The sequence below is a fragment of the uncultured Roseibium sp. genome, assembly GCF_947496995.1.
GTDB lineage: Bacteria > Pseudomonadota > Alphaproteobacteria > Rhizobiales > Stappiaceae > Roseibium.
Genome location: NZ_CANMFD010000001.1, coordinates 1,294,054 through 1,314,193, shown reverse-complemented (window position 1 = coordinate 1,314,193; position 20,140 = coordinate 1,294,054). Strand labels below are relative to the sequence as shown.

The following is a 20,140-nucleotide window of genomic DNA, read 5'->3' as shown; positions in this document are numbered from 1 at the left end:
GGTCGACCATTCACTCGCCAGCTTCTCCTCCGCTGGCAACCCGCTGTTTTACTGCTCAAAGCTTGACGGCGGCAGTGGTTCTCCGCAAAAGGCGCATGAGACAGTGGTTTGACAGGACAGTAGCCCTGTTGACGTAAACGTCAACCCATATCGCAGCGGCAGGTGCGCAGGTTTTCGGTGAAAACGAACGCACCCGTCATGAAGAGACCGGCAATGCAGCGTTGGACGCCCGACTTGAAGTCCCGGGACTGGCAGGAAGCCCCCGAAGCGGAGGCCGCATGCGCAGCGCTGATCGCAGGCGAACTGGTCGCGGTGCCGACCGAAACCGTCTACGGTCTGGCGGCAGACGCCACCAGCGGGACCGCCTGCGCCCGGATCTTCGAGGCCAAGGGGCGGCCACAGTTCAATCCGCTGATTTCCCATGTCGCCTCCCTTGAGGCCGCCATGGAACATGGGGTCTTCGACGCGCGAGCCCTGGCGCTGGCCGAGGCGTTCTGGCCGGGCCCGCTGACCCTTGTCGTTCCCAAAAGCAAAACCTGCCGGATATCCGATCTTGCCACCGCCGGACTTGGAACAGTCGCGCTGCGACTTCCGGCCGGCCCGGTAATGCGCTTCCTGTCGGAAAAAACCGGCCGGCCCCTGGCCGCTCCAAGCGCCAACCGGTCAGGACGGATCAGCCCGACGACCGCCGATGACGTGATCGCGGATCTAGGCCCGTCGCTGAGCTGGGTGATCGACGCAGGCCCCTGCGCTGTCGGAATCGAATCCACAATTGTCGGCCTGGGCGACGACACGGCACGCCTGCTGCGTCCCGGGGGCATTTCGCGGCAGGACATCGAAACCGTTCTCGGACATCCGCTTCAAAATGCGTCTTCCGATATGCGGGCGGATGCACCTGCAGCTCCGGGCATGCTGTCCTCGCATTACGCGCCTGACGCGGCGATGGTCCTGAACGCCCAGGAAGCACACCCGGAGGACGGCTTGCTTTCGTTCGGGCCCGATGCGCTTCCGAGGGCGTCCGAGGCCCTGGCGGAGGTCAATCTGAGCCCTTCGGGAGACCTCACGGAGGCAGCCGCCAATCTGTTTCAGGCCATGCGGACCCTCGATGCAAGCGGCGCAAGCACCATCCGCGTCCAGTTTATCCCCAACTTTGGGCTGGGTGAGGCGATCAACGACCGTTTGCGCCGGGCTGCAGCACCGCGCGTTTGACCGGCCACCGCCCGAGCGATCGCCAGACCACCGCCGCGCCGGAAAAGCAGGTGGTAATCCCGCGAATTACCACCTTGCCGAAAAGCCTTAAAAATCAGCAACTCCAGCGGGAAACTTGCTCTGCGAACTCAACTTCGAACGCGTTAAGTTATTCAGTGACCTGAGCAAGTTTCGCACCTTGAAGAGGCCAAGCAGACATTGACCTCGCATCAAGAACCCTAAGCAAAACAGTCGATGCCGGCTGATAACGAAACGTCGAATTTCGTGATTTCTACACCAATTTCCAAATGAATAACGGTTAAAAGCTCGCCAAAGCTTACCGGAATCACGTAGTCTGTATCTGGATTTGAGATGCAGCGGACCTCCCCTCGGGCATTGCGGTGCTCGCACCTTTAAACGGGCCGGCCAGATTTGCCGGCCCTCTTTTTGTCCTGCCGCTTATATCCGACCTTTTCCGGCTACTCCCCTTCGTCAATTGACAGAAGCACCGGCGAGCGCTCTGATGGCCCTGGTCCATGACGCAGGTCATCCCCATAACAAAGCCGTCCGGAAACGCTCTCAGTGTCCACTCTTCTTCTCCACCACCCGTCGTATCTCGATCACCTGACTCCGGTCGGCCATCCGGAACGCCCGGACAGGATACGTGCCATTGACCGGATACTGGAGCACGAGAGGTTCCAGGCGCTGGAGCGGGACCTGGCTCCCGTCGGTGCGCTGGAAGACATCGCCCGGGCGCATCCGATGAGCTATATCGACCAGCTTCACAGGCTGGCGCCCAAGGAAGAAGGCACGACCAGGGTCGATGCCGACACCACCATGTCGCCGGGAACCTGGGAAGCCGTGTTGAGAGGGACAGGCGGCGCCTGTCTGGCCGTGGACGAAGTCCTGGCCAAAAAGGTCAACAACGCCTTTTCCGCATCCCGGCCTCCGGGGCACCACGCCGAAAAAGACAGGACAATGGGGTTCTGCTTCTTCAACAACGCCGCCGTTGCCGCCAGACATGCCCAGGCAGTCCATGGGATCGGGCGGGTCGCCATCGTCGATTTCGACGTTCACCACGGCAATGGGACCCAGGATATTTTCTGGAACGATCCCGAGGTGATGTATTGCTCGACGCACCAGATGCCGCTTTATCCGGGCTCGGGCGCTGCGTCGGAATGCGGCGACGCCAATACGATGGTCAACGTGCCGCTCGCCGCGGGGGATGACGGCGCCGTTTTCAGGGAAGCTTTCGAAGCCGTCATCCTGCCTCGCCTAGAGAATTATGCTCCGGAACTCGTCATCATTTCCGCGGGCTTCGATGCCCACGCACGCGACCCGCTGGGCGGGCTCAATCTGGTGGAGGCCGATTTCGGGTGGGCGACCCGAGCACTCATGGATGTCGCAGACAGGCACAGCGACGGCCGCGTCGTCTCCCTGCTGGAAGGCGGATATGATCTGGAAGGGCTTGCCCGCTCGGTCGCCGCCCATGTCATGACCCTGATGACGGGCTGAGCGGCACCAGCCGGACCGGGAAGCAAAACCACGGGGACCACCGGGCCGAATTTGAAATCAGACCTTGACCTCGGCCCTTCGGACCGCAAGTTTGCCCTGAAGACGAACCGACATCCAGACATCAATACCGGGGACCGCAGCGATGAGCGATGCAGCCAAAGACATTTCCGGCCTTTCCTTCGAGGAGGCGCTCAAGCAGCTGGAAACCATCGTGCGCGAGCTTGAGCAAGGCAACGTGCCGCTCGAGAAAAGCATCGAGATGTACGAACGCGGTGACTCCCTGCGCAAGCACTGCGATACACTGCTGAAATCCGCCGAAGCGAAGGTGGAAAAAATCCAGCTCGGTCAAAACGGCGAAGCAAGCGGAACCGGCGCCCTGGATCCTCAGTAGGTCCCACGGCGGCCGTCTTCACCGGTGCGTATGTCTCCCCGAGTTATAGAAGCACGCTCGAGCCCATACCTCGCGTTCCTGGCTGATGCTGCTTCCAACAGTTTTCACACGGTTGTATTGATGTCTGACACTTGACCATCAGATGGTTTAAACAAAGCCCGTTGATTTAATTCACTTGATCGCGGAGCAATCCATTATATTCGGACAGCTTTCAGGTATTATTTCCATTGCACTCAATCTTGATCATTGTTAAAAATATTTAACAATTACGGAGTTCAAATGTAATCATTAGTAGATAAAGTATTTCAATGCCCGAACTCAGTAAATCAGATGAAGCAAAACTACTTATGCGCGTGCTTGAATGCTCCGCGCAACTTCAAGGTTGGCATGCCATTCTCGAGCTTATCGAGGAACAGCTTAACTGCAGATCATTTCTGGCGGAATTTGACCAGAATGGCGCTCCGACGCCGAAATTCGGCGGCGACCGTCAGGCCCGGCAACTCGGTGATGTCTTTCAGAACATCCGGATGTCGAGCAGTCGCACCGCGCTGCAGTTTCTGATCGCCGAAGCCTCCCTGTTCCACCCCTATTGCAAAACCTCGATCGACAAACGAACCAACGGCTGCAGTCCGCCACCCGATGCGTTGCTTGGCGACAGCCCGGACCTGTCCGGAGCCGCCCCGGGTGGACCGGAGCAGCATCAGATCAGACTGCTGTCCGGCGCTCCGGGACTTGTTTCGCCTCTCCGGCGAACCGAAAAATCAACGATATTGTTCGCCTGCCTGTTCACCGCTCATACGCCGGACACAATAGACAGCGCCGTTGCGAGTGAAACCTTCGGAACGATCGTCAGGGCGCTCGCTCCCGGCCTGCACACCTATCTGCGGCTTGAACAGGAGCGGTCCTTCATTCAGATCCACCGCATGCTCTTGTCTGCGCTCGGAAGTCCCGCGGTCCTCATAAATGCCGATCGCGATATCCTGGTACAGACCCCGACGGCACTGGAGATGCTTCAGCAATTGGGACTGGCAGGTGGCTCGAGCCTCAGGCTGCTGATCAAAAACAAGGATTTCGAAAACGGTCTTCAGGCGCTCGCAGAAGATCACCAGCGCACGACAGACAGCGAAACACCGAAAGAGCGATCCATTTACCTCACGGACCAGGATGGGACACTCAAGCGGATTTCCATTGAAACCGTCGCCCCGCCTCCTTCAAATTCTGACGGTGTTGCGTCGCCGTTTTTTCTGATCCGCATCGCCGCAACGGCTGAATTGTCGGAGGACGTCGAAAGCATCCTCCACGACCACTACGACCTGTCTCTGTCGGAAGCGCATCTGGCGAGATATCTGACCATGACCGGCTCAATGAATGCCACGGCAGAGCATCTCGGCATCACCCGCAACACGGCCAAGACACATATGCGGCGGATTTACGAGAAAACCGGTGTGCACACGCAGCTTCAGCTCGCAAGGCTGGTTCACAAACTGGCGGGTCTTTTCTGATACGATCGGTGACGGACAGGATCTGCGGCCCGGAAAGGCCGGTCGATACCTCCGTCCGACTTTTTCAATCGAATTTCCGGCAGGTTGTCGATTGGCTCCGGGCAAGCGGCCGTTTTTTCCGATGCGCAGAGACGTGCGCTAAAAAAAAACGGGGCCGCATAAATACGACCCCTAGTTGATCACTGTGCACGTGGCCCCATCGACCACGAATAGTGCATTAAGACAGATCAGTAGGAGATGCATCACCCAAAAGGGTGACTGGACGGATTTTCGGCTGAAGTTACGTAAAATCCACAAGCTCAACCCCTAATTTTACAACCTTTCCGTGAGCTGACTCCCGACTTCAGCACCTGTCCCTTCACAGACAATGGCGTTATGGCGCATTCCATTTGCCGAATTTGCGCCCTATATCGGGTTGGTGTATGCCTGCCCGCCATGTTGCAACTCCCGGAGCCGTCGACAGAGTGACTTCCAAACCCCATACGCCTTTTCTCGACAAGGTGGCCTCGCCCGCGGATCTGCGCGGGTTCGAGGAAGCCGATCTCCAACAGCTTGCCGACGAGTTGCGCACCGAGACAATTGACGCCGTTTCGATCACCGGTGGCCATCTGGGGGCCGGGCTTGGTGTCGTGGAGCTGACCGTTGCCCTGCATTATGTGTTCAATACCCCCGATGACAGGATCATCTGGGATGTCGGCCATCAATGCTATCCGCACAAGATCCTCACGGAGCGCCGTGACCGCATCCGCACCCTGCGCCAGGGTGATGGCCTGTCGGGCTTCACGAAGCGCGCCGAAAGCGTCTACGACCCCTTCGGTGCGGCGCATTCCTCCACCTCGATCTCGGCCGGCCTGGGAATGGCCGCGGCCCGCGACCTCAAGGGTGGCGACAACAACGTGATTGCGGTCATCGGCGATGGCGCGATGTCCGCGGGCATGGCCTATGAGGCGATGAACAATGCCGGTCATCTCGGTTCACGGCTGATCGTCATCCTGAACGACAATGACATGTCCATCGCGCCGCCCGTCGGGGCAATGTCCGCGTATCTGGCGAAGCTGGTGTCGGGCCCGACGTACCAGTCCCTGCGCGGAGCCGCGAAGAATATCGTCAAGAACCTGCCCAAGCCACTGTTCGAAAAAGCCGCCCGGGCGGAGGAATATGCCCGCGGCTTCTGGACCGGCGGCACCTTGTTCGAGGAGCTCGGCTTCTATTATGTCGGACCGGTGGACGGCCATAACCTGGAACATCTGCTTCCGGTGCTGAAGAATGTCCGCGATACCCACCAGGGACCCGTCCTGATCCATGCGGTCACCCAGAAAGGCAAGGGCTACGCTCCGGCGGAAGGCGCCCGCGACAAGTATCACGGCGTTGCCAAGTTCGACGTGGTGACCGGCAAGCAAGCCAAACCGAAGGCCAATGCGCCCAGCTACACCAATGTGTTCGCAACGTCGTTGATCAAGGAAGCGGAAACGGACGACAAGGTCGTGGCGATCACCGCGGCCATGCCGGACGGAACCGGCCTGAACCTCTTCGGTGAGGCCTTTCCGGAGCGCACATACGATGTCGGCATTGCCGAACAGCATGCGGTGACCTTCGCCGCCGGTCTTGCCAGTGAAGGTTTCAAGCCTTTCGCCACCATTTACTCCACCTTCCTGCAGCGGGCTTACGATCAGGTCATCCATGACGTGGCGATCCAGGGGTTGCCCGTGCGCTTCCCGATAGACCGTGCCGGTCTTGTGGGCGCCGACGGGCCGACCCATGCGGGTGCCTTCGACACCGCCTTCCTGTCCTGCCTGCCCGGTTTCGTAGTGATGGCAGCTGCCGACGAGGTGGAGCTCCGGCATATGGTGGCAACAGCCGTCGCCTATGACGAGGGACCAATTTCCTTCCGCTATCCGCGCGGCGAGGGCGTAGGCCTGGAAATGCCGGAGCGTGGCAGCGTGCTGGAAATCGGCAAGGGTGTTATCCGCAGGGAAGGCACGAAAGTCGCCCTGCTCAGTTTCGGCGGCCGCATGGCCGAATGCCTGAAGGCAGCCGACGAACTGGACGCCGCCGGCCTGTCGACGACCGTGGCCGATGCCCGTTTCGCCAAACCGCTGGACATGGACCTCATCCGCCGTCTGGCCCGCTCGCACGAGGTGCTCGTGACCATCGAGGAAGGCGCCCCGGGCGGCTTCGGCAGCCATGTGCTGACCAGGCTCGCGGAAGAAGGTCTGCTCGACAACGGCCTGAAGATCCGCACGCTGGCCCTGCCGGATACCTATCTCGATCACGACAAGCCGGACACCATGTATGCCAAGGCCGGCCTCGATTGCGACGGCATCCTGAAAACCGTCTTCACCGCGCTTGGATCTCAAACCCTGAGTGCGCCACAGAGGGCCTGAGGGCTTCGAATGAGGCGATAAACCGGCACAAACGGTAACAGAAGCGTCCTTTGCGGGCTTGCGCGGGGGAGCGTACCCAGAACCTGATTGACACCTGCTGTCAGACCTGAAAATGCTGATCTCAAGAACAACACGCGTCGGTTCGAACCGGCGCTTTTGTTTTGGCCCGATTTTCAGGAGACAGCCGTGGCTCAGACGCTTCTTTCCGTGTCCGCTCTATTGTTGTCCGTCGCCCTGCTGATCTTCGGCCATGGCCTGCAGACGACCCTCCTGCCGCTGGCCGCCGACCGTTTCTATTTCTCCGACTTCGAAATCGGCCTGGTGTCTTCGGCCTATTTTTTCGGCATGGTGCTCGGCTGCCTTGGAGCGCCGCTGGTGATCATGCGGGCCGGTCATATCCGTGCATTCGCCGCACTGGTTTCGCTGATGTCGGCAGCCGCGATCCTGCATCCGGTGCTTATCGATCCCTATGCCTGGATGATCATTCGCCTGATTTCCGGTTTCAGCCTGGCCGGGTTCTACATGATCGTGGAAAGCTGGCTCAACGAGACCGCAACGAACGAAAACCGCGGCACGGTGATGTCCACCTACATTCTCATCCTGTTCGGCGCCTTGATGATGGGGCAGATCTCCATCGCCACGATGAACATTTCCTCCTTCGTGCCTTTCGTCATCGCCTCGGTGATGGTCAGCCTTGCGGTCATGCCAGTCGCCCTGACCACCTCCAACCAGCCCGCGCCGATCACGCTGGTGCGCTTCCGTCCCGCACAGCTTTACAAGAACTCTCCCGCAGCGTTTGTCGGCGTTCTGTTTGTCGGCTGTTCGCAGGGCGCGCTGCTGACGTTGTCGCCGCTGTACGGATCACAGATCGGCCTGTCGAGCACGCAGTCCGCTTTTTACGCGGCAGCGATCGTCGGCGGCGGCCTGATCGCCCAGTGGCCGGTCGGCAGACTGTCGGACAAGCTCGACCGGCGCCTTGTCATGGCCGGACTGGGCGGGGGAACAGTGGCCGTTGCTCTCGCAATCGTGCTGTTTTCGCCCGATGAATTCCGGATCGCCATCCTGGGCGCCGTGGTTATCGGCATGTTCTGCCAGCCGCTGTACGCGATTGCGGTGGCCCATGCGTTCGACCACGCGGCGCATGAGGACTTTGTCGAGACATCCTCCGGCATGTTGCTTTCCTTCGGGATCGGCTCCATCGCGGGGCCGCTGATCGCCTCGCTTATCATGAGCAAAACCGGCCCTTCGGGTCTGTACATCATGATCGTCGGGGCCAACGTCCTGATGGTTGCCTTCATCCTGACCCGCGTCCTGACCCGCGGAGCGCTCACGGCAGAGGAAAAGACGGACTTCGAGTATGCCTCCACCGCCCAGGTCGGCTCGGTCATTTCCGCCGAACCGCTGGATGCGGACGAGGAGGAATATGTTATCTCGCCTGAAGATTTTCCGGCCTACGAAGACGACATCTACAATTTCGACCACAGCTCGCCGGACGACGAGGAAGAAGCCCGGACCGGCGCGGCGGCCGAAGGCACCTCGGGAGCATCGCCTTCGTCCGCAGACGCCGGCGCAGATAACGAGACGGATGGCACAGCGCCGAAAAAGAGCGGCTGAGTGAGTGGCTCCGGCGGACCTGCTGCGCCGTTTCGCCGCTCGACACAGGCCCCGATTGAGCCTATAGCCGCACCATGACCGCGCGCATAACGCCAATGCAAGTGTTCCGGAAGGAGCGTCACCCGCTGGTGACGCTTACGGCGCTTGCCTTTGCCATGCGGCTTGGCTTTTTCGTTCTGGCCTCGGCCCTGTCTCCCGATGCGGCCGCGGCAGCAGGCCTGACAAGTCTGTGCAACTCTTCCAGCCAGCAGCAGTTTCTGCCCGGTGCGCATGATCCCGCGACCTGCCAATGCGGGCCGGTCTGTGCCCATGGATGCTCGCTGAAGAGCGGTCTATCCGGCAGTCTGCATGCACCCGCGCTGACCGGCTCCACAATCGGAGGCGGCCAGACAAGCGCAGCGCAGGACGGATTTCGTCCGTTTGTGAGCAGGTTCGCAGCGATCCGCGGCCCTCCCCTTTCCTTGATCTGACACATTCCCCAAATTCAGATACCAAGGAAATTACAAATGAAGCTCTGGACATCCATCGCCGCAGCAGCGGCCTTCACGCTTGTTTCCCTTTCCGCCATGGCCGCGGACTACACGGTCGGCGATCTTACGATCTCCGGTCCCTGGACCCGCGCCACGCCGCCGAGAGCCAAGGCCGGTGGCGGTTTCATCGAGATCGTCAATAACGGTTCCGAAGACGACCGGCTGGTCGCCGCGGCTTCCGATGTGGCCGGCAAGGTCGAACTTCATGAAATGGCCGTCACCGACGGCGTGATGACAATGCGCGAAATGGAAGCCGGCATAGACATACCGGCCGGCGAAACTGTCGCCTTGCAACCGGGTGGCCTGCACATCATGTTCATGGGTCTCAACCAGGCCTTCGAAGAAGGCACCAAGGTGCCCGTCGTGCTGACCTTCGAAAAGGCGGGCGAAGTCGCAATCGAACTCGACGTCGCTGCGATGGGCGCTAAATCCATGGGCGACGGCCATGCGGGCCACGGCAAGATGAAACACGGCAAGAACTGATTGCTGCCAGAAGAGGACACCTCATGTCAGGACTGAAACTCTTCCGGTACGGGGCCTGGGCGGCGGTAGCCGCCCTTGCCGTCGTCTCCGGCGTGCTGGTCTACCAGCAAACCGCGGGCAACCCGAATTCGGGCGCCCTGATCGAACCGCTCAGCGCCATCGGCGGCCCGTTTGAAATGGTCAACGGCGATGGCGAGACGGTCACGGACCAGACCTTCGCCGGCAAGCCCACGCTGATGTTCTTCGGCTTCACCTATTGCCCCGACGTCTGCCCGACCACCCTGTCGGAACTGCAGGGCTGGATGGAAGCACTCGGCGAGGATGCGGGCAAGCTCAACTACGCCTTCGTGACGGTGGACCCCGAACGCGATACACCGGACGTCATGCGCGACTACGTCTGGGCCTTCGACAAACGCATCACGCCGCTGACCGGATCCCGGGAGCAGGTCGACGCGATGATCAAGGCCTACCGGGTCTACGCCAAGAAAGTGCCGCTTGACGACGGCGATTATACGATGGACCATTCTGCAGCCGTTTACCTGATGGACGCAGACAATCGGTTCGTCGGCACCATCGCCTACGGGGAAGATGAGGAAACAGCACTGAAGAAGCTGCACCGCCTGATCGGCGAGGCACCGGCTTCCAGCTGACCCTGCCACGGAGCAAACCGGACCGATGCGCATGCCGCTCTACATCGGACTGACCGTCGGCGCGACGATCCTCGTCGCGCTGTCGGTGCTGTTGTGGCTGTATTCAGGCGAACGGGTGTATGCGGACCGGCTGATCTCCGCCATTGCCGGCTGTTTCTGAAATCAGGCACACATGTCCAAGCAACGCCTTGACCAGCATCTTGTCGATACCGGCCTGTTCGCCAGTCGCGCCCGGGCGCGCGACGCTATCCTGCGCGGCACCGTTCAGGTGGACGGCGAGCTTTGCCTCAAGCCGGCCCGGAAGGTGGGCACGGAAGCTTCCTTGCAGGTGGAAGATCCGGCTGCAGGATATGTCTCGCGTGCCGCGCTGAAGCTGATGGAGGGCCTGTCTCGGTTCGACATCGACCCGAAAGGCAGGATCTGCCTCGACATCGGAGCCTCCACCGGCGGCTTTACCCAGGTTCTGCTGGAGCGCGGAGCCGAGAAGGTGCATGCGATCGACGTTGGCCACGATCAGCTTCATCACAAGCTGCGTGGCCACCCCCGGGTCAAAGCCAGCGACGGTCTCAATGCGCGCGATCTCACACGCGATCATCTTGACGGCGACAGCCCGGACCTTCTCGTTTCCGACGTCAGCTTCATTTCCCTGAAACTTGCCCTTCCGCCCGCACTCGACCTCGCCGCCCCCGGTGCGGAGGGCGTGTTTCTCGTCAAACCCCAGTTTGAGGCCGGCAGGGACAATATAGGCAAGGGCGGACTGGTCGAGGCGGGTGTCGCGGAGGAGACGGCCGCCGGCCTGAAGATCTGGCTGGCATCCGTTCCCGGCTGGCAGGCGGGCGATCTCGTGCCTTCGCCAGTGAAAGGTGGCGACGGCAACAAGGAGTGGTTGCTGTACGGGAAGAAAACAGGATGAGCGTCACGGGTTCGCAAACGCTGTCTTGAAAGGTTACAGCCTGCCGGCCTTATGGAAGACCGGCAGCATCTTTTTGAGGAACGGGACCGGTTATTCGCCGTGTCACTCTTTCGGCTGCGGAGCAATCTCGATCTTCACCAATGCGTACCAGTCGGCCGCAGCGCGAATGTCAGCATCGCTCATGTCGGTTGCAATCTCGCTCATGATCTCGTGGGTTCGCTTGCCATTGCGAAAAGCTTTCAGCTGCGTGTCGGTGTAGATGCTGGTTTCCCCGGCCAGGTTGGGCGCATCCTCGATCACCGCGATGCCATCGACACCGTGGCAGGAAACGCAAGCCTCCGGGGCTTCGCTTTCCTCCCGGGTCAGCGTTACGGTTATGTCGTGTCCGGCATACCATGCCGCGAGATCGGCTATTTGTCCGTCATCGAGGTTTTTAGCCACGACACTCATCATTTCATGAACGCGTGTGCCGTCGCGAAATGCCGTGAGCTGACGTTCGATGTAGGCTGCCGGCTCACCACCGATGTGTGGCGCGATCGGAATTTTTGCAAAGCCGTCGAGGCCGTGGCACGTCCGGCAGGCGCCGGCCTGTTTTCTTCCGGCTTGCGGATCTCCCTGCGGAAATTCGGTCGCCTGAACGGCCCCGGCGAGGAAAACCACGCCGAGGCTCAGAATCGCGGCTCGCATCACTGGCCGTAGCTGATGCGGTAGATCGCACCGGCCAGATCGTCGGACACAAGAATGGAACCGTCACGCAGTTGCGCGACATCCACGGGACGGCCGAGATACTCGTCGTTCTCGTCGATCCAGCCTTCCGCGAACGGTTCACTGGTCGCGTTGCCCTCGTCATCTATGTAGGTGACCATGACGCGCGCGCCGACCGGTGTCGTCCGGTTCCACGACCCGTGCTGGGCCGAGAAGATCGCGTTCTTGTACTTCTCCGGGAACATCTTGCCCGTGTAGAAGGTCATGCCAAGATCAGCGGCGTGCGCCACCATTTCGACAGCGGGGAACACGGCATCCGCAGGCGGTTCGCTGTCCTTGTACTCATTGGTGCGGACACTCCCGCCACCGTACCAGGGGAAACCGAAATGCTGACCGGCCTCGGTCTGGTGGTTGAGTTCGCCCGGAGGAATGTCATCCCCCATGCCGTCGACCTGATTGTCCGTGAACCACAGATCTCCGGTGACCGGATGGAAGTCATGACCGACCGAGTTGCGGATGCCGCGGGTGTAGACCTCGCGGTCGGTCCCGTCCATGTTCATCCGGATCATGCCGCCGATACCGTGCTCGTTATAAAGGTCCATCTTCTCCGGAGCGAAGACGTTGAACGGCTGGCCCAGCGAGATATAGACCTTGCCGTCCGGGCCGATCTTGCAGACCCTGGCAGTGTGGTTGTAGCTCTCTTCTTCCGGTGGGACCAGTTCACCGCCCGGAACGATCGGCACCGCCACCACATCGGGGCTTTCATAAAAGAACTCGGCGGCGGGGTAGAGCAACACGCGGTTCTGTTCCGCGATGATCAGGAACCCGTCCTTGGTGAAACAGGGCCCGTTCGGGATCGCCTTGGTCAGGGAGGGGGCGAAGTTCTTCACCTCGTCCGCCACCCGGTCCTTGTTGCGGTCGGTCACCGCCCAGACTTCGGTTTTCCGGGTTCCGACAAAGGTCACGATGCCCTGCGGTCCGACTGCCATGTGGCGGGCGTCCGGTACGACCGCATAAAGCTCGATCTTGAATCCGTCGGGTAACTTGATCCGCTCAAGGTTTTTCCTGATGCCGTCGGCAAAGGGGCCGGTCTGTTCGACAACGGTGAAATCCGTGACACCCGTGGTCTTGAAGGCACCGAGTTTTGCCAGATTGTCCGGCAGGCCTGCTGTTTGTGCAAGTGCAGGTGCGGCCAGCAGCGAGACTGCGGCCAATGTCGCAAAGATTGTCTTCATTACTTCCTCCCAAAAGTCAGGTCGACAAGTTTCTGTTTTCTTTTTTCGACACCTTCAACGCTAGATTTTTATTTGACTCACTTCAACTTCGATTTCGGTTGAAGATTGCCCACAACAATCAAAACACTTATTCCTCTAGGTTAAATATCAGGTCGACCAACTTACGGTTCGTTCGGCATCTTCTCTCGCCTTTCCGTCAAACGGCTTGCTCATCCCCGAGCTTGGCGCTATCGCTCTGCAATGAGTGAGAGAGAACTGATAATTTCAGAACTCGGTCATCGCGGCGATGGTATCGCGCGGACCGAAACCGGCCCGATCTACGTCGAAGGCGCGCTTCCGGGCGAAGTCGTCCGGGCGCGGGTCGAGAACGACCGCGCATTTGATGCGGTTATCGAAACAGCATCCGCGGACCGGATACCGCCCGTGTGCAGGCATTACGAAGCCTGCGGCGGGTGCTCCCTGCAGCATCTGGCTGATGCGCCCTATCTGGAATGGAAGCGCGGACTTGTCGTCAATGCGCTGCGCGACCGGGGGATTGAGTTTGCGGTCGCGGACACCATTGCCGCAACGGCGGGCGGACGGCGACGTGCCGTGCTGACGGCGGCTCGAGCCGGCAACCATACGCTGCTCGGCTATCACGAGAAGGCCAGCCACCGGCTGGTCAATATCAGCGAATGCCCGGTCCTCGACCCTGCCATTGTCAGCGCCCTGCCCGGCCTGAAAGCGCTTGCCGCGCAGGTGCTGCCCAAAAAAGGTGAGCTGCGCCTGACGGTTCTGAACACGACTGCCGGCCTGGATGTCTCCATCGACAAGGCCGACAAGGACTACAACCGCAAGATACCGATGCTTTCGCAAAAGACGGCCGAACTCGGTTTCGCCCGTCTGTCCGTCAATGGTGAAGTGATCGTCGAGTTTCGTCCGCCGATGCTCGACATGGGCGGGATCGGACTTGTGGCCGCACCGGGCGGTTTCACCCAGGCAACGGTTGCTGCGGAAGAAGCCCTGTCCCGGCTGGTCCTGGAGGGCGTCGGCAAGGCCAAGCGGGTGGCCGATCTCTATTCCGGCGCCGGCACCTTTGCCCTGCGCCTCGCCAGGAAAGCCAATGTCCATGCGGTTGAGGGCGATGCGGCCGCCATGGCCGCCTTCGACAAGGCGCTGCGCAAGCCGCAGGGCTTGAAGAAGGTTACCTTCGAGCGCCGCGACCTTACCCGCCGCCCGCTCGTGCGCGATGAACTGGAGCCCTTCAACGCGGTGGTCTTCGATCCGCCGCGCGCCGGCGCGCAGGCCCAGGCGGAGCAACTGGCCATCTCGAAGGTCAAAACAATCGTTGCCGTCTCCTGCAATCCGGCAACGCTGGCCCGCGATCTGAAGGTCCTGATCGACGGCGGCTATGTGCTGCAAAGCGTCACACCGGTGGACCAGTTCCACTATTCGCCCCATATTGAAGCAGTGGCAGTCTTGAAAAGGGAGTGAGCCATGAGCGCGGCGGACGATGATTTCAGGCCTTTTTCAGGCTCCTTTGGAAGTCCACCGCTCCGGTCGTTTGCCCGCCGGTCGCGTTATGTTCTCCGGCAAGGCAGCCGCCTCGCGCTTTATACGCTGCACTCGGAGGCCATGCGCCGCATGAACCGGCGGCTGCAGAAAGAACTCCCCGAGACACCGAAGGTCGTGCCCAGCGGCCCGATGCCGGGTCAGCGGCGCATGCTTGCGGATATCGTCAAGCTGTTCGCTGAAGACCTAAAGGCTGTCGAGGACGGCCTTTACCCGATGCCCTCGGACGGCACCATGACCCCGCGCGAGCTGCTGTCCACCAGCAGGGCCTTCTTCCGGGACGTGCCGAACGTCGCCCGCCGCAGGGCGACCGGTGCGCATCAGGAAGTGAACGAGCAGGCGGAGGGGTTTGCGGACGCCCTGCCGCGTTACTACCGGCAAAATTTCCATTTCCAGACCGATGGCTGGCTGTCGCAGGAAAGCGCCCGGCTTTATGATTTTCAGGTCGATGTGCTGTTTTCCGGCGCAACGGCCGCCATGCGCCGCCGAGCGCTCGTGCCGTTTGCGGAGATCCTGCGCAAGAAGGACCAGCGCAAGGTCGCCTTCGTGGATCTTGCCTGCGGCACGGGAGGGCTTTTACACCCTGCCCTGGCGGCCTTCCCCCGCCTGAGAGGAACCGGACTGGATCTGTCGGAGCCTTATCTGAACGTTGCGCGGGAGCGGAGCCGCTCAAAACGCGCCAGCTATGTGACCGCGATGGCGGAAGATCTGCCGTTTGCAGACAATTCGCTCGACATCGTCTCCTGCGTTTTCCTGTTTCACGAGCTGCCGCCCAAGATCCGCAGGCAGGTGATCGCCGAAGTGGCGCGGGTGCTGAAACCGGGCGGCTCGTTTCTGTTCGTCGACAGTCTGCAGAGCGGAGACGTGCCGGTCTATGACGGGCTTCTGTCCGTCTTCCCGCAGCTTTTCCATGAACCCTATTTCACGTCCTATCTCGACGAAGACCTGACGGGTCTGTGCGCAGACAGCGGCCTAGAGCAACGCCGGGTGACCCCGGCCTTCGTGTCGCGCGTCGCGGAATTCGTAAAAAGCAGCTGATTTTTTTCAGCCACACTGAATTTTTGATTACCCTTCTCTTGAGGCTGAATGCGAACAGGTTTATATCCTGCCGCATGAGACTCGATCAATGGCTCTTGCAGACCGGAGAAAGCCGCAGTGCCTTCGCGCGCCGCGCCAACCTGTCCCCTGCTTCGGTAACCGCCCTGTGCAATGACCCCACCGTGTGGGTCTCGCGGGACATGGCTCGCAAAATTGCCATCGCCACGAACGGCGACGTCACTCCAAACGACTTTCTCGGACTGTCTACAACCAAGGAGCATCCCGTGTCCCAGGCCCGTGTCGCAGAAGCAATCCGTGCGTTCGAACGTGGTGAAATGGTGGTCGTGACCGACGATGACGACCGTGAAAACGAAGGTGACCTGATTGTCGCCGCCTCCAAGATCAAGCCCGAGCAAATGGCCTTCATGGTGCGGCATACTTCCGGGATCATCTGCACACCGATGACGGTTGCCCAGGCGCGGCGTCTGCGGCTCGACCCGATGGTTGCCGAAAACGATGCGCCGCTGTCGACCGCCTTCACAATTTCCGTCGATTACCGGCACGGCCTGAAGACCGGCATTTCGGCTGAAGAGCGCTGTTCTACCGTCCGCGCTCTCGCCAATCCCAATGTCGGCGCCGAGGATTTCGTGCGCCCGGGGCACATTTTCCCGCTGGTCGCGAAGGAAGGCGGCGTGATGATCCGCTCCGGCCATACGGAAGCCGCCGTAGATCTCTGCCGCCTCGCCGGCCTGGAACAGGTCGGAGTCATCAGCGAACTCGTCAATGACGACGGCACGGTCAAGCGGGGCCAGCAGGTGGCGGAATTCGCCGCAGAGCACGACCTGAAAATGGTTTCGGTCTCCGACCTGATCGCCTGGCGCCAGCGCACGGAAAAGCTGGTGGAGCGGATCAATGAACAGCCGGTCGAAACCGTCGCCGGCATGGCCTATGCGATGACCTATTCCACTCCCTACGATCCGATGCACCACCTTGCCATCGTCTACGGCGACATTCTCGACGGCCGCAGCGTGCCCGTCCGGCTGCAGCTGGAATCGGTTCTCGACGATGTGTTCGGTGGCGGCAAGCCGCTCGACCATATCATGAAGCATTTCGCGGATCGCGGCAGAGGAATCATCGTCTATCTGCGCGAAGGTTCCGTCGGTGTCGCGCAACAGTCCAGACGCACCCGGAACGATTTCGAAGCCGACGAAAACGAGGACCACAGCTCCGCGCAAGCTAGACAGGAACAATGGCGGGAGGTTGGACTGGGCGCACAGATCCTGAAAGATCTGGGTGTCAGCTCAATTCGCCTGCTGGCCACGCGTGAACGGCATTACGTGGGGCTGGAAGGGTTCGACATCAAAATTGACGAGACGGAGATCCTTGATACCTGAGGTCTCCGAAGAGGTAGTCATTCATGGCAACTGGGAACGAGGCGCAAAAACCGGAAGACAGTGAACACGAAGCAGCGGTGCCATTCACGGTCAGTTTCAACCGCAGCCAGAGCGAAGTCATCGTCTACGGATGCCTTGCACTTGGCATCCTGTTCGCCGCAATCGGCGTCTTTACAGGGGTTCATCTGCTAACACTGGCCGCAATCGCCCCCATTGCGATGGCCTACTGGCATTACCCGATGATCGAAAAGGGCAAACCGCAGCTCGGCGCCAACGAAGAGGGGCTTTACGTCGAACGGATCGGCTTCATCGACTGGTCCGCCATCCGGATGACCGATGTCAAACGGAAAACCGTCCGCAATATCGAACAGGTCCGGCTGGACGTGCTGCTGACCCGCCCCCTTGACAACGCGCTTACCAGGGCCCAGCCTTTTCCATTCTGGAAAAAATACATGAAACGGAACTGGAAGAGGTCCAGGCGTGAACACGGCCGGGAACTGATCGCCATCGACCTGCACACCCTTGCGGCCGACCCGGATGAAATCCTGACCCGTATCCGCGCGTTCAAGTTTGTCTGAATTGCCGGACATGCTGTTGCCGCTCGCCTGACAGTCAGCCGGCAAGATGCGGCGGCAGCCTGAACAAGCTGCCGCCTTTCGCCTACATCAGGTTTTTCTTGAAGAACTCGACTGTTCTTTCTTCAGCGAGCTTTGCGGCTTCGTCGTCGTAGCGCGGCGTGGTGTCATTGTGGAACCCGTGGTTCACACCCGGGTAGACATAGGCCACATAGTCCTTGCCGGCAGCCTTGAGCGCTTCTTCGTATGCCGGCCAGCCGGCATTGATGCGTTCGTCGAGTTCGGCATATTGCAGCATCAGCGGAGCTTCGATTTTCGCGACATCCGCAGCGTCGGGCTGACGGCCGTAGAACGGCACGCCGGCGGCCAGTTCCGGATAGGCAACTGCAATCGCATTAACCACACCGCCGCCATAGCAGAACCCGACCGCACCCACCTTGCCGGTGCTGCCGTCATGGTTGAGCAGGTATTCAAATCCGGCGAAGAAGTCGTTCATCAGCTTGGTGCCGTCGACCGTGCGCTGCAGCTCACGGCCCTGGTCGTCATTTCCGGGATAACCGCCGACGGAAGTCAGTCCGTCCGGTGCCAGCGCCATGAAGCCGGCCTTGCCGAGGCGGCGGGCGACGTCCTCGATATAAGGGTTCAGACCGCGGTTCTCATGCACCACAAGGACAGCTGCGAGTTTGCCGGTGGCTCCGGCGGGCCTCACCAGGTAACCGTTAACTTCGCCGTGACCGTTCGGAGACGGATAGGTGATGCGTTCGGTGACGATATCTGCGTCGTCCGGCGCTACCTGCTGAGCATGGGCATAATTGGGAGACAACTGGTCAAGCAGCATCGCGGCGGTCACGCCGGCGACCGCAAATTTCGCAGCCCCGCTCAGAAACTCGCGCTTGGTGATCTTGCCGTGCGCATAGAAGTCATAGAGATCCAGAAGTTCCTGCGGAAAATCCTTCGCCGTCATCCGGCGGATAGGCGTCATCTCATTCATGTCATTACTCCCTGAAAGGCACGAAACACTGCAATGCTTCGAAAACTTAGCGGGAAGTGGGCCAAGATCCAGTCCCTGGCTCTACAGAATTGTAACGATATGTAACCGCGCGGAGGTTTACCCCACCTGGCCGCGGTGACGCAGGAAGTGATCGGCGAGCACGCAGGCCATCATGGCTTCTCCCACCGGAACGGCGCGGATACCGACACACGGGTCGTGCCGTCCCGTGGTTCTCACATCGACTTCTTCGCCCTGCCGCGTGATCGACTTGCGTTCGGTGAGGATAGAAGACGTCGGCTTGACGGCAAAGCGCACGACAAGCGGATCGCCGTTCGAAATCCCGCCAAGAACGCCGCCTGCATTGTTGGAAAGGAACTTTGGACGACCGGCATTGTTCATGCGGATCTCGTCGGCATTGTCTTCACCGGTCAGGCTTGCCGCTTCGAAACCGTTGCCGATCTCAACGCCCTTCACGGCGTTGATCGACATCATCGCGGCCGCAAGGTCGGTGTCGAGCTTGCCGTATACCGGAGCTCCCCAGCCTGCAGGAACACCTTCTGCCACGACTTCTATGACAGCCCCGACCGAGGACCCCGCCTTGCGGACGCCGTCCAGATAATCGGCCCACAGGGCTGCAGCCTCGGCATCGGGCGAGAAGAACGGATTTCTATCGACCTCATCCCAGTCCCAGTTGCCGCGTTCGATCCTGTGCGGACCGACCTGGACGAGCGCGCCGCGGATGCTCACCCCCTGGACGACCTTCCGGGCAACGGCACCGGCAGCAACCCGCATCGCCGTCTCGCGCGCGGACGAGCGTCCGCCGCCGCGGTAGTCGCGGATGCCGTATTTGGCATCATAGGTGAAATCTGCGTGGCCTGGACGGAACCGGTCCTTGATCTTCGAGTAGTCCTTGGAGCGCTGATCGGTATTTTCCACCATCAGGGAAACAGGAGTGCCTGTCGTCTTCTGGACACCGTCTTCATCGACCATGACGCCTGACAGGATCTTCACTTCATCGGCTTCCTGCCGCTGGGTCGTGAACCGGGACTGTCCGGGCTTGCGCCTGTCCATGAAGCCCTGGATGTCAGCTTCCGTCAGCGGGATCAGAGGCGGGCAGCCATCGACGACACAGCCGATTGCGGGGCCATGGCTCTCCCCCCAGGTCGTGACCCGGAACAAATGTCCAAAACTGTTATGCGACATGAACGGCTACCGATCTCATGCGAAAGAATGTCTGGCGCCGAGCGATACGCCATACTGCATGGAAGCTCAAGTCCTTCGGCCATGGCCTGCAACCCCCGACGGTCGGATCCGGACTGCGCTCAACCGCCGAGACCGGCAATCCGCTTATTATTGCATCCGTCAAGAACAGTTACCCGGATCAACAGAGCTTCAGGTTATCGCCAGTCAAAATAACCTGAGGAAACGAGCAAAGCCCAAGAATAAAACGTGTCAGACTTTCAGGAGTTGATTCGCAAATT

The 20,140-nt window shown here is 60.4% G+C and carries 19 protein-coding genes; 15 read left to right on the top strand and 4 right to left on the bottom strand.

Translation table 11 applies throughout. From position 1 onward, the window contains the following. Positions 1-213: 213 nt before the first annotated feature. From Q1B40_RS05920 to Q1B40_RS05870, 11 genes are all read left to right on the top strand, one after another. Complete coding sequence (locus Q1B40_RS05920) at positions 214-1,209, top strand: L-threonylcarbamoyladenylate synthase (RefSeq protein WP_299811355.1); 996 nt, start codon at positions 214-216, stop codon at positions 1,207-1,209. Between the two features lie 561 nt (positions 1,210-1,770). After that, the gene (locus Q1B40_RS05915) at positions 1,771-2,703 is read left to right on the top strand and encodes a histone deacetylase family protein (RefSeq protein ID WP_299811352.1); all 933 of its coding nucleotides are present in this window, start codon (positions 1,771-1,773) and stop codon (positions 2,701-2,703) included. A 142-nt stretch (positions 2,704-2,845) separates the two neighbouring features. Beyond that, positions 2,846-3,094, top strand: coding sequence for an exodeoxyribonuclease VII small subunit (locus Q1B40_RS05910; protein ID WP_299811349.1), 249 nt, complete (start codon positions 2,846-2,848; stop codon positions 3,092-3,094). Between the two features lie 347 nt (positions 3,095-3,441). After that, positions 3,442-4,596 carry a helix-turn-helix transcriptional regulator gene (locus Q1B40_RS05905; protein ID WP_299811346.1) on the top strand — a complete coding sequence of 385 codons (1,155 nt, stop codon included), beginning with the start codon at positions 3,442-3,444 and terminating at the stop codon, positions 4,594-4,596. A 464-nt stretch (positions 4,597-5,060) separates the two neighbouring features. Further along, the gene (gene dxs, locus Q1B40_RS05900) at positions 5,061-6,980 is read left to right on the top strand and encodes a 1-deoxy-D-xylulose-5-phosphate synthase (RefSeq protein WP_299811344.1); all 1,920 of its coding nucleotides are present in this window, start codon (positions 5,061-5,063) and stop codon (positions 6,978-6,980) included. A 186-nt stretch (positions 6,981-7,166) separates the two neighbouring features. After that, positions 7,167-8,594 carry an MFS transporter gene (locus Q1B40_RS05895; RefSeq protein ID WP_299811341.1) on the top strand — a complete coding sequence of 476 codons (1,428 nt, stop codon included), beginning with the start codon at positions 7,167-7,169 and terminating at the stop codon, positions 8,592-8,594. A gap of 95 nt (positions 8,595-8,689) precedes the next feature. Then, positions 8,690-9,064, top strand: coding sequence for a hypothetical protein (locus tag Q1B40_RS05890; RefSeq protein WP_299811339.1), 375 nt, complete (start codon positions 8,690-8,692; stop codon positions 9,062-9,064). 36 nt (positions 9,065-9,100) lie between these two features. Continuing rightward, entirely contained in the window at positions 9,101-9,607 is a 507-nt protein-coding gene (locus Q1B40_RS05885) for a copper chaperone PCu(A)C (RefSeq protein WP_299811336.1), read from the top strand. Positions 9,608-9,630: 23 nt separating this feature from the next. Next, entirely contained in the window at positions 9,631-10,257 is a 627-nt protein-coding gene (locus tag Q1B40_RS05880) for an SCO family protein (protein WP_299811333.1), read from the top strand. Between the two features lie 31 nt (positions 10,258-10,288). After that, complete coding sequence (locus Q1B40_RS05875; RefSeq protein ID WP_299811330.1) at positions 10,289-10,417, top strand: hypothetical protein; 129 nt, start codon at positions 10,289-10,291, stop codon at positions 10,415-10,417. 12 nt (positions 10,418-10,429) lie between these two features. Continuing rightward, on the top strand, positions 10,430-11,170 hold the full coding sequence (locus Q1B40_RS05870; RefSeq protein ID WP_299811327.1) for a TlyA family RNA methyltransferase: 741 nt from the start codon (positions 10,430-10,432) through the stop codon (positions 11,168-11,170). Positions 11,171-11,272: 102 nt separating this feature from the next. Here the strand turns inward: Q1B40_RS05870 and Q1B40_RS05865 are convergent, their stop codons facing one another. Both Q1B40_RS05865 and Q1B40_RS05860 read right to left on the bottom strand, forming a co-directional pair. Then, positions 11,273-11,857, bottom strand: a complete 585-nt coding sequence (locus Q1B40_RS05865; RefSeq protein WP_299811324.1) for a c-type cytochrome — start codon at positions 11,855-11,857, stop codon at positions 11,273-11,275. Beyond that, a complete protein-coding gene (locus Q1B40_RS05860) occupies positions 11,857-13,110 on the bottom strand; it encodes a PQQ-dependent sugar dehydrogenase (RefSeq protein ID WP_299811321.1) in 1,254 nt (417 codons plus the stop codon). Before Q1B40_RS05860 ends, Q1B40_RS05865 begins: the two co-directional genes overlap by 1 nt. Before the next feature lie 240 nt (positions 13,111-13,350). Here Q1B40_RS05860 and Q1B40_RS05855 point away from each other — a divergent pair, with 240 nt between their 5' ends. The 4 genes from Q1B40_RS05855 (at position 13,351) to Q1B40_RS05840 (ending at position 17,671) form a co-directional block, all read left to right on the top strand. Then, complete coding sequence (locus Q1B40_RS05855; RefSeq protein WP_299811318.1) at positions 13,351-14,583, top strand: class I SAM-dependent RNA methyltransferase; 1,233 nt, start codon at positions 13,351-13,353, stop codon at positions 14,581-14,583. A 3-nt stretch (positions 14,584-14,586) separates the two neighbouring features. Continuing rightward, entirely contained in the window at positions 14,587-15,699 is a 1,113-nt protein-coding gene (locus Q1B40_RS05850; RefSeq protein WP_299811314.1) for a class I SAM-dependent methyltransferase, read from the top strand. Positions 15,700-15,773: 74 nt separating this feature from the next. Beyond that, positions 15,774-17,093, top strand: a complete 1,320-nt coding sequence (ribB, locus tag Q1B40_RS05845) for a 3,4-dihydroxy-2-butanone-4-phosphate synthase (protein ID WP_299811311.1) — start codon at positions 15,774-15,776, stop codon at positions 17,091-17,093. Between the two features lie 23 nt (positions 17,094-17,116). Then, on the top strand, positions 17,117-17,671 hold the full coding sequence (locus tag Q1B40_RS05840) for a hypothetical protein (RefSeq protein ID WP_299811309.1): 555 nt from the start codon (positions 17,117-17,119) through the stop codon (positions 17,669-17,671). 82 nt (positions 17,672-17,753) lie between these two features. Here the strand turns inward: Q1B40_RS05840 and yghX are convergent, their stop codons facing one another. Then, complete coding sequence (gene yghX, locus Q1B40_RS05835; RefSeq protein ID WP_299812551.1) at positions 17,754-18,641, bottom strand: YghX family hydrolase; 888 nt, start codon at positions 18,639-18,641, stop codon at positions 17,754-17,756. Positions 18,642-18,776: 135 nt separating this feature from the next. After that, positions 18,777-19,862, bottom strand: coding sequence for a chorismate synthase (gene aroC, locus Q1B40_RS05830; RefSeq protein WP_299811307.1), 1,086 nt, complete (start codon positions 19,860-19,862; stop codon positions 18,777-18,779). Positions 19,863-20,140: the final 278 nt, after the last annotated feature.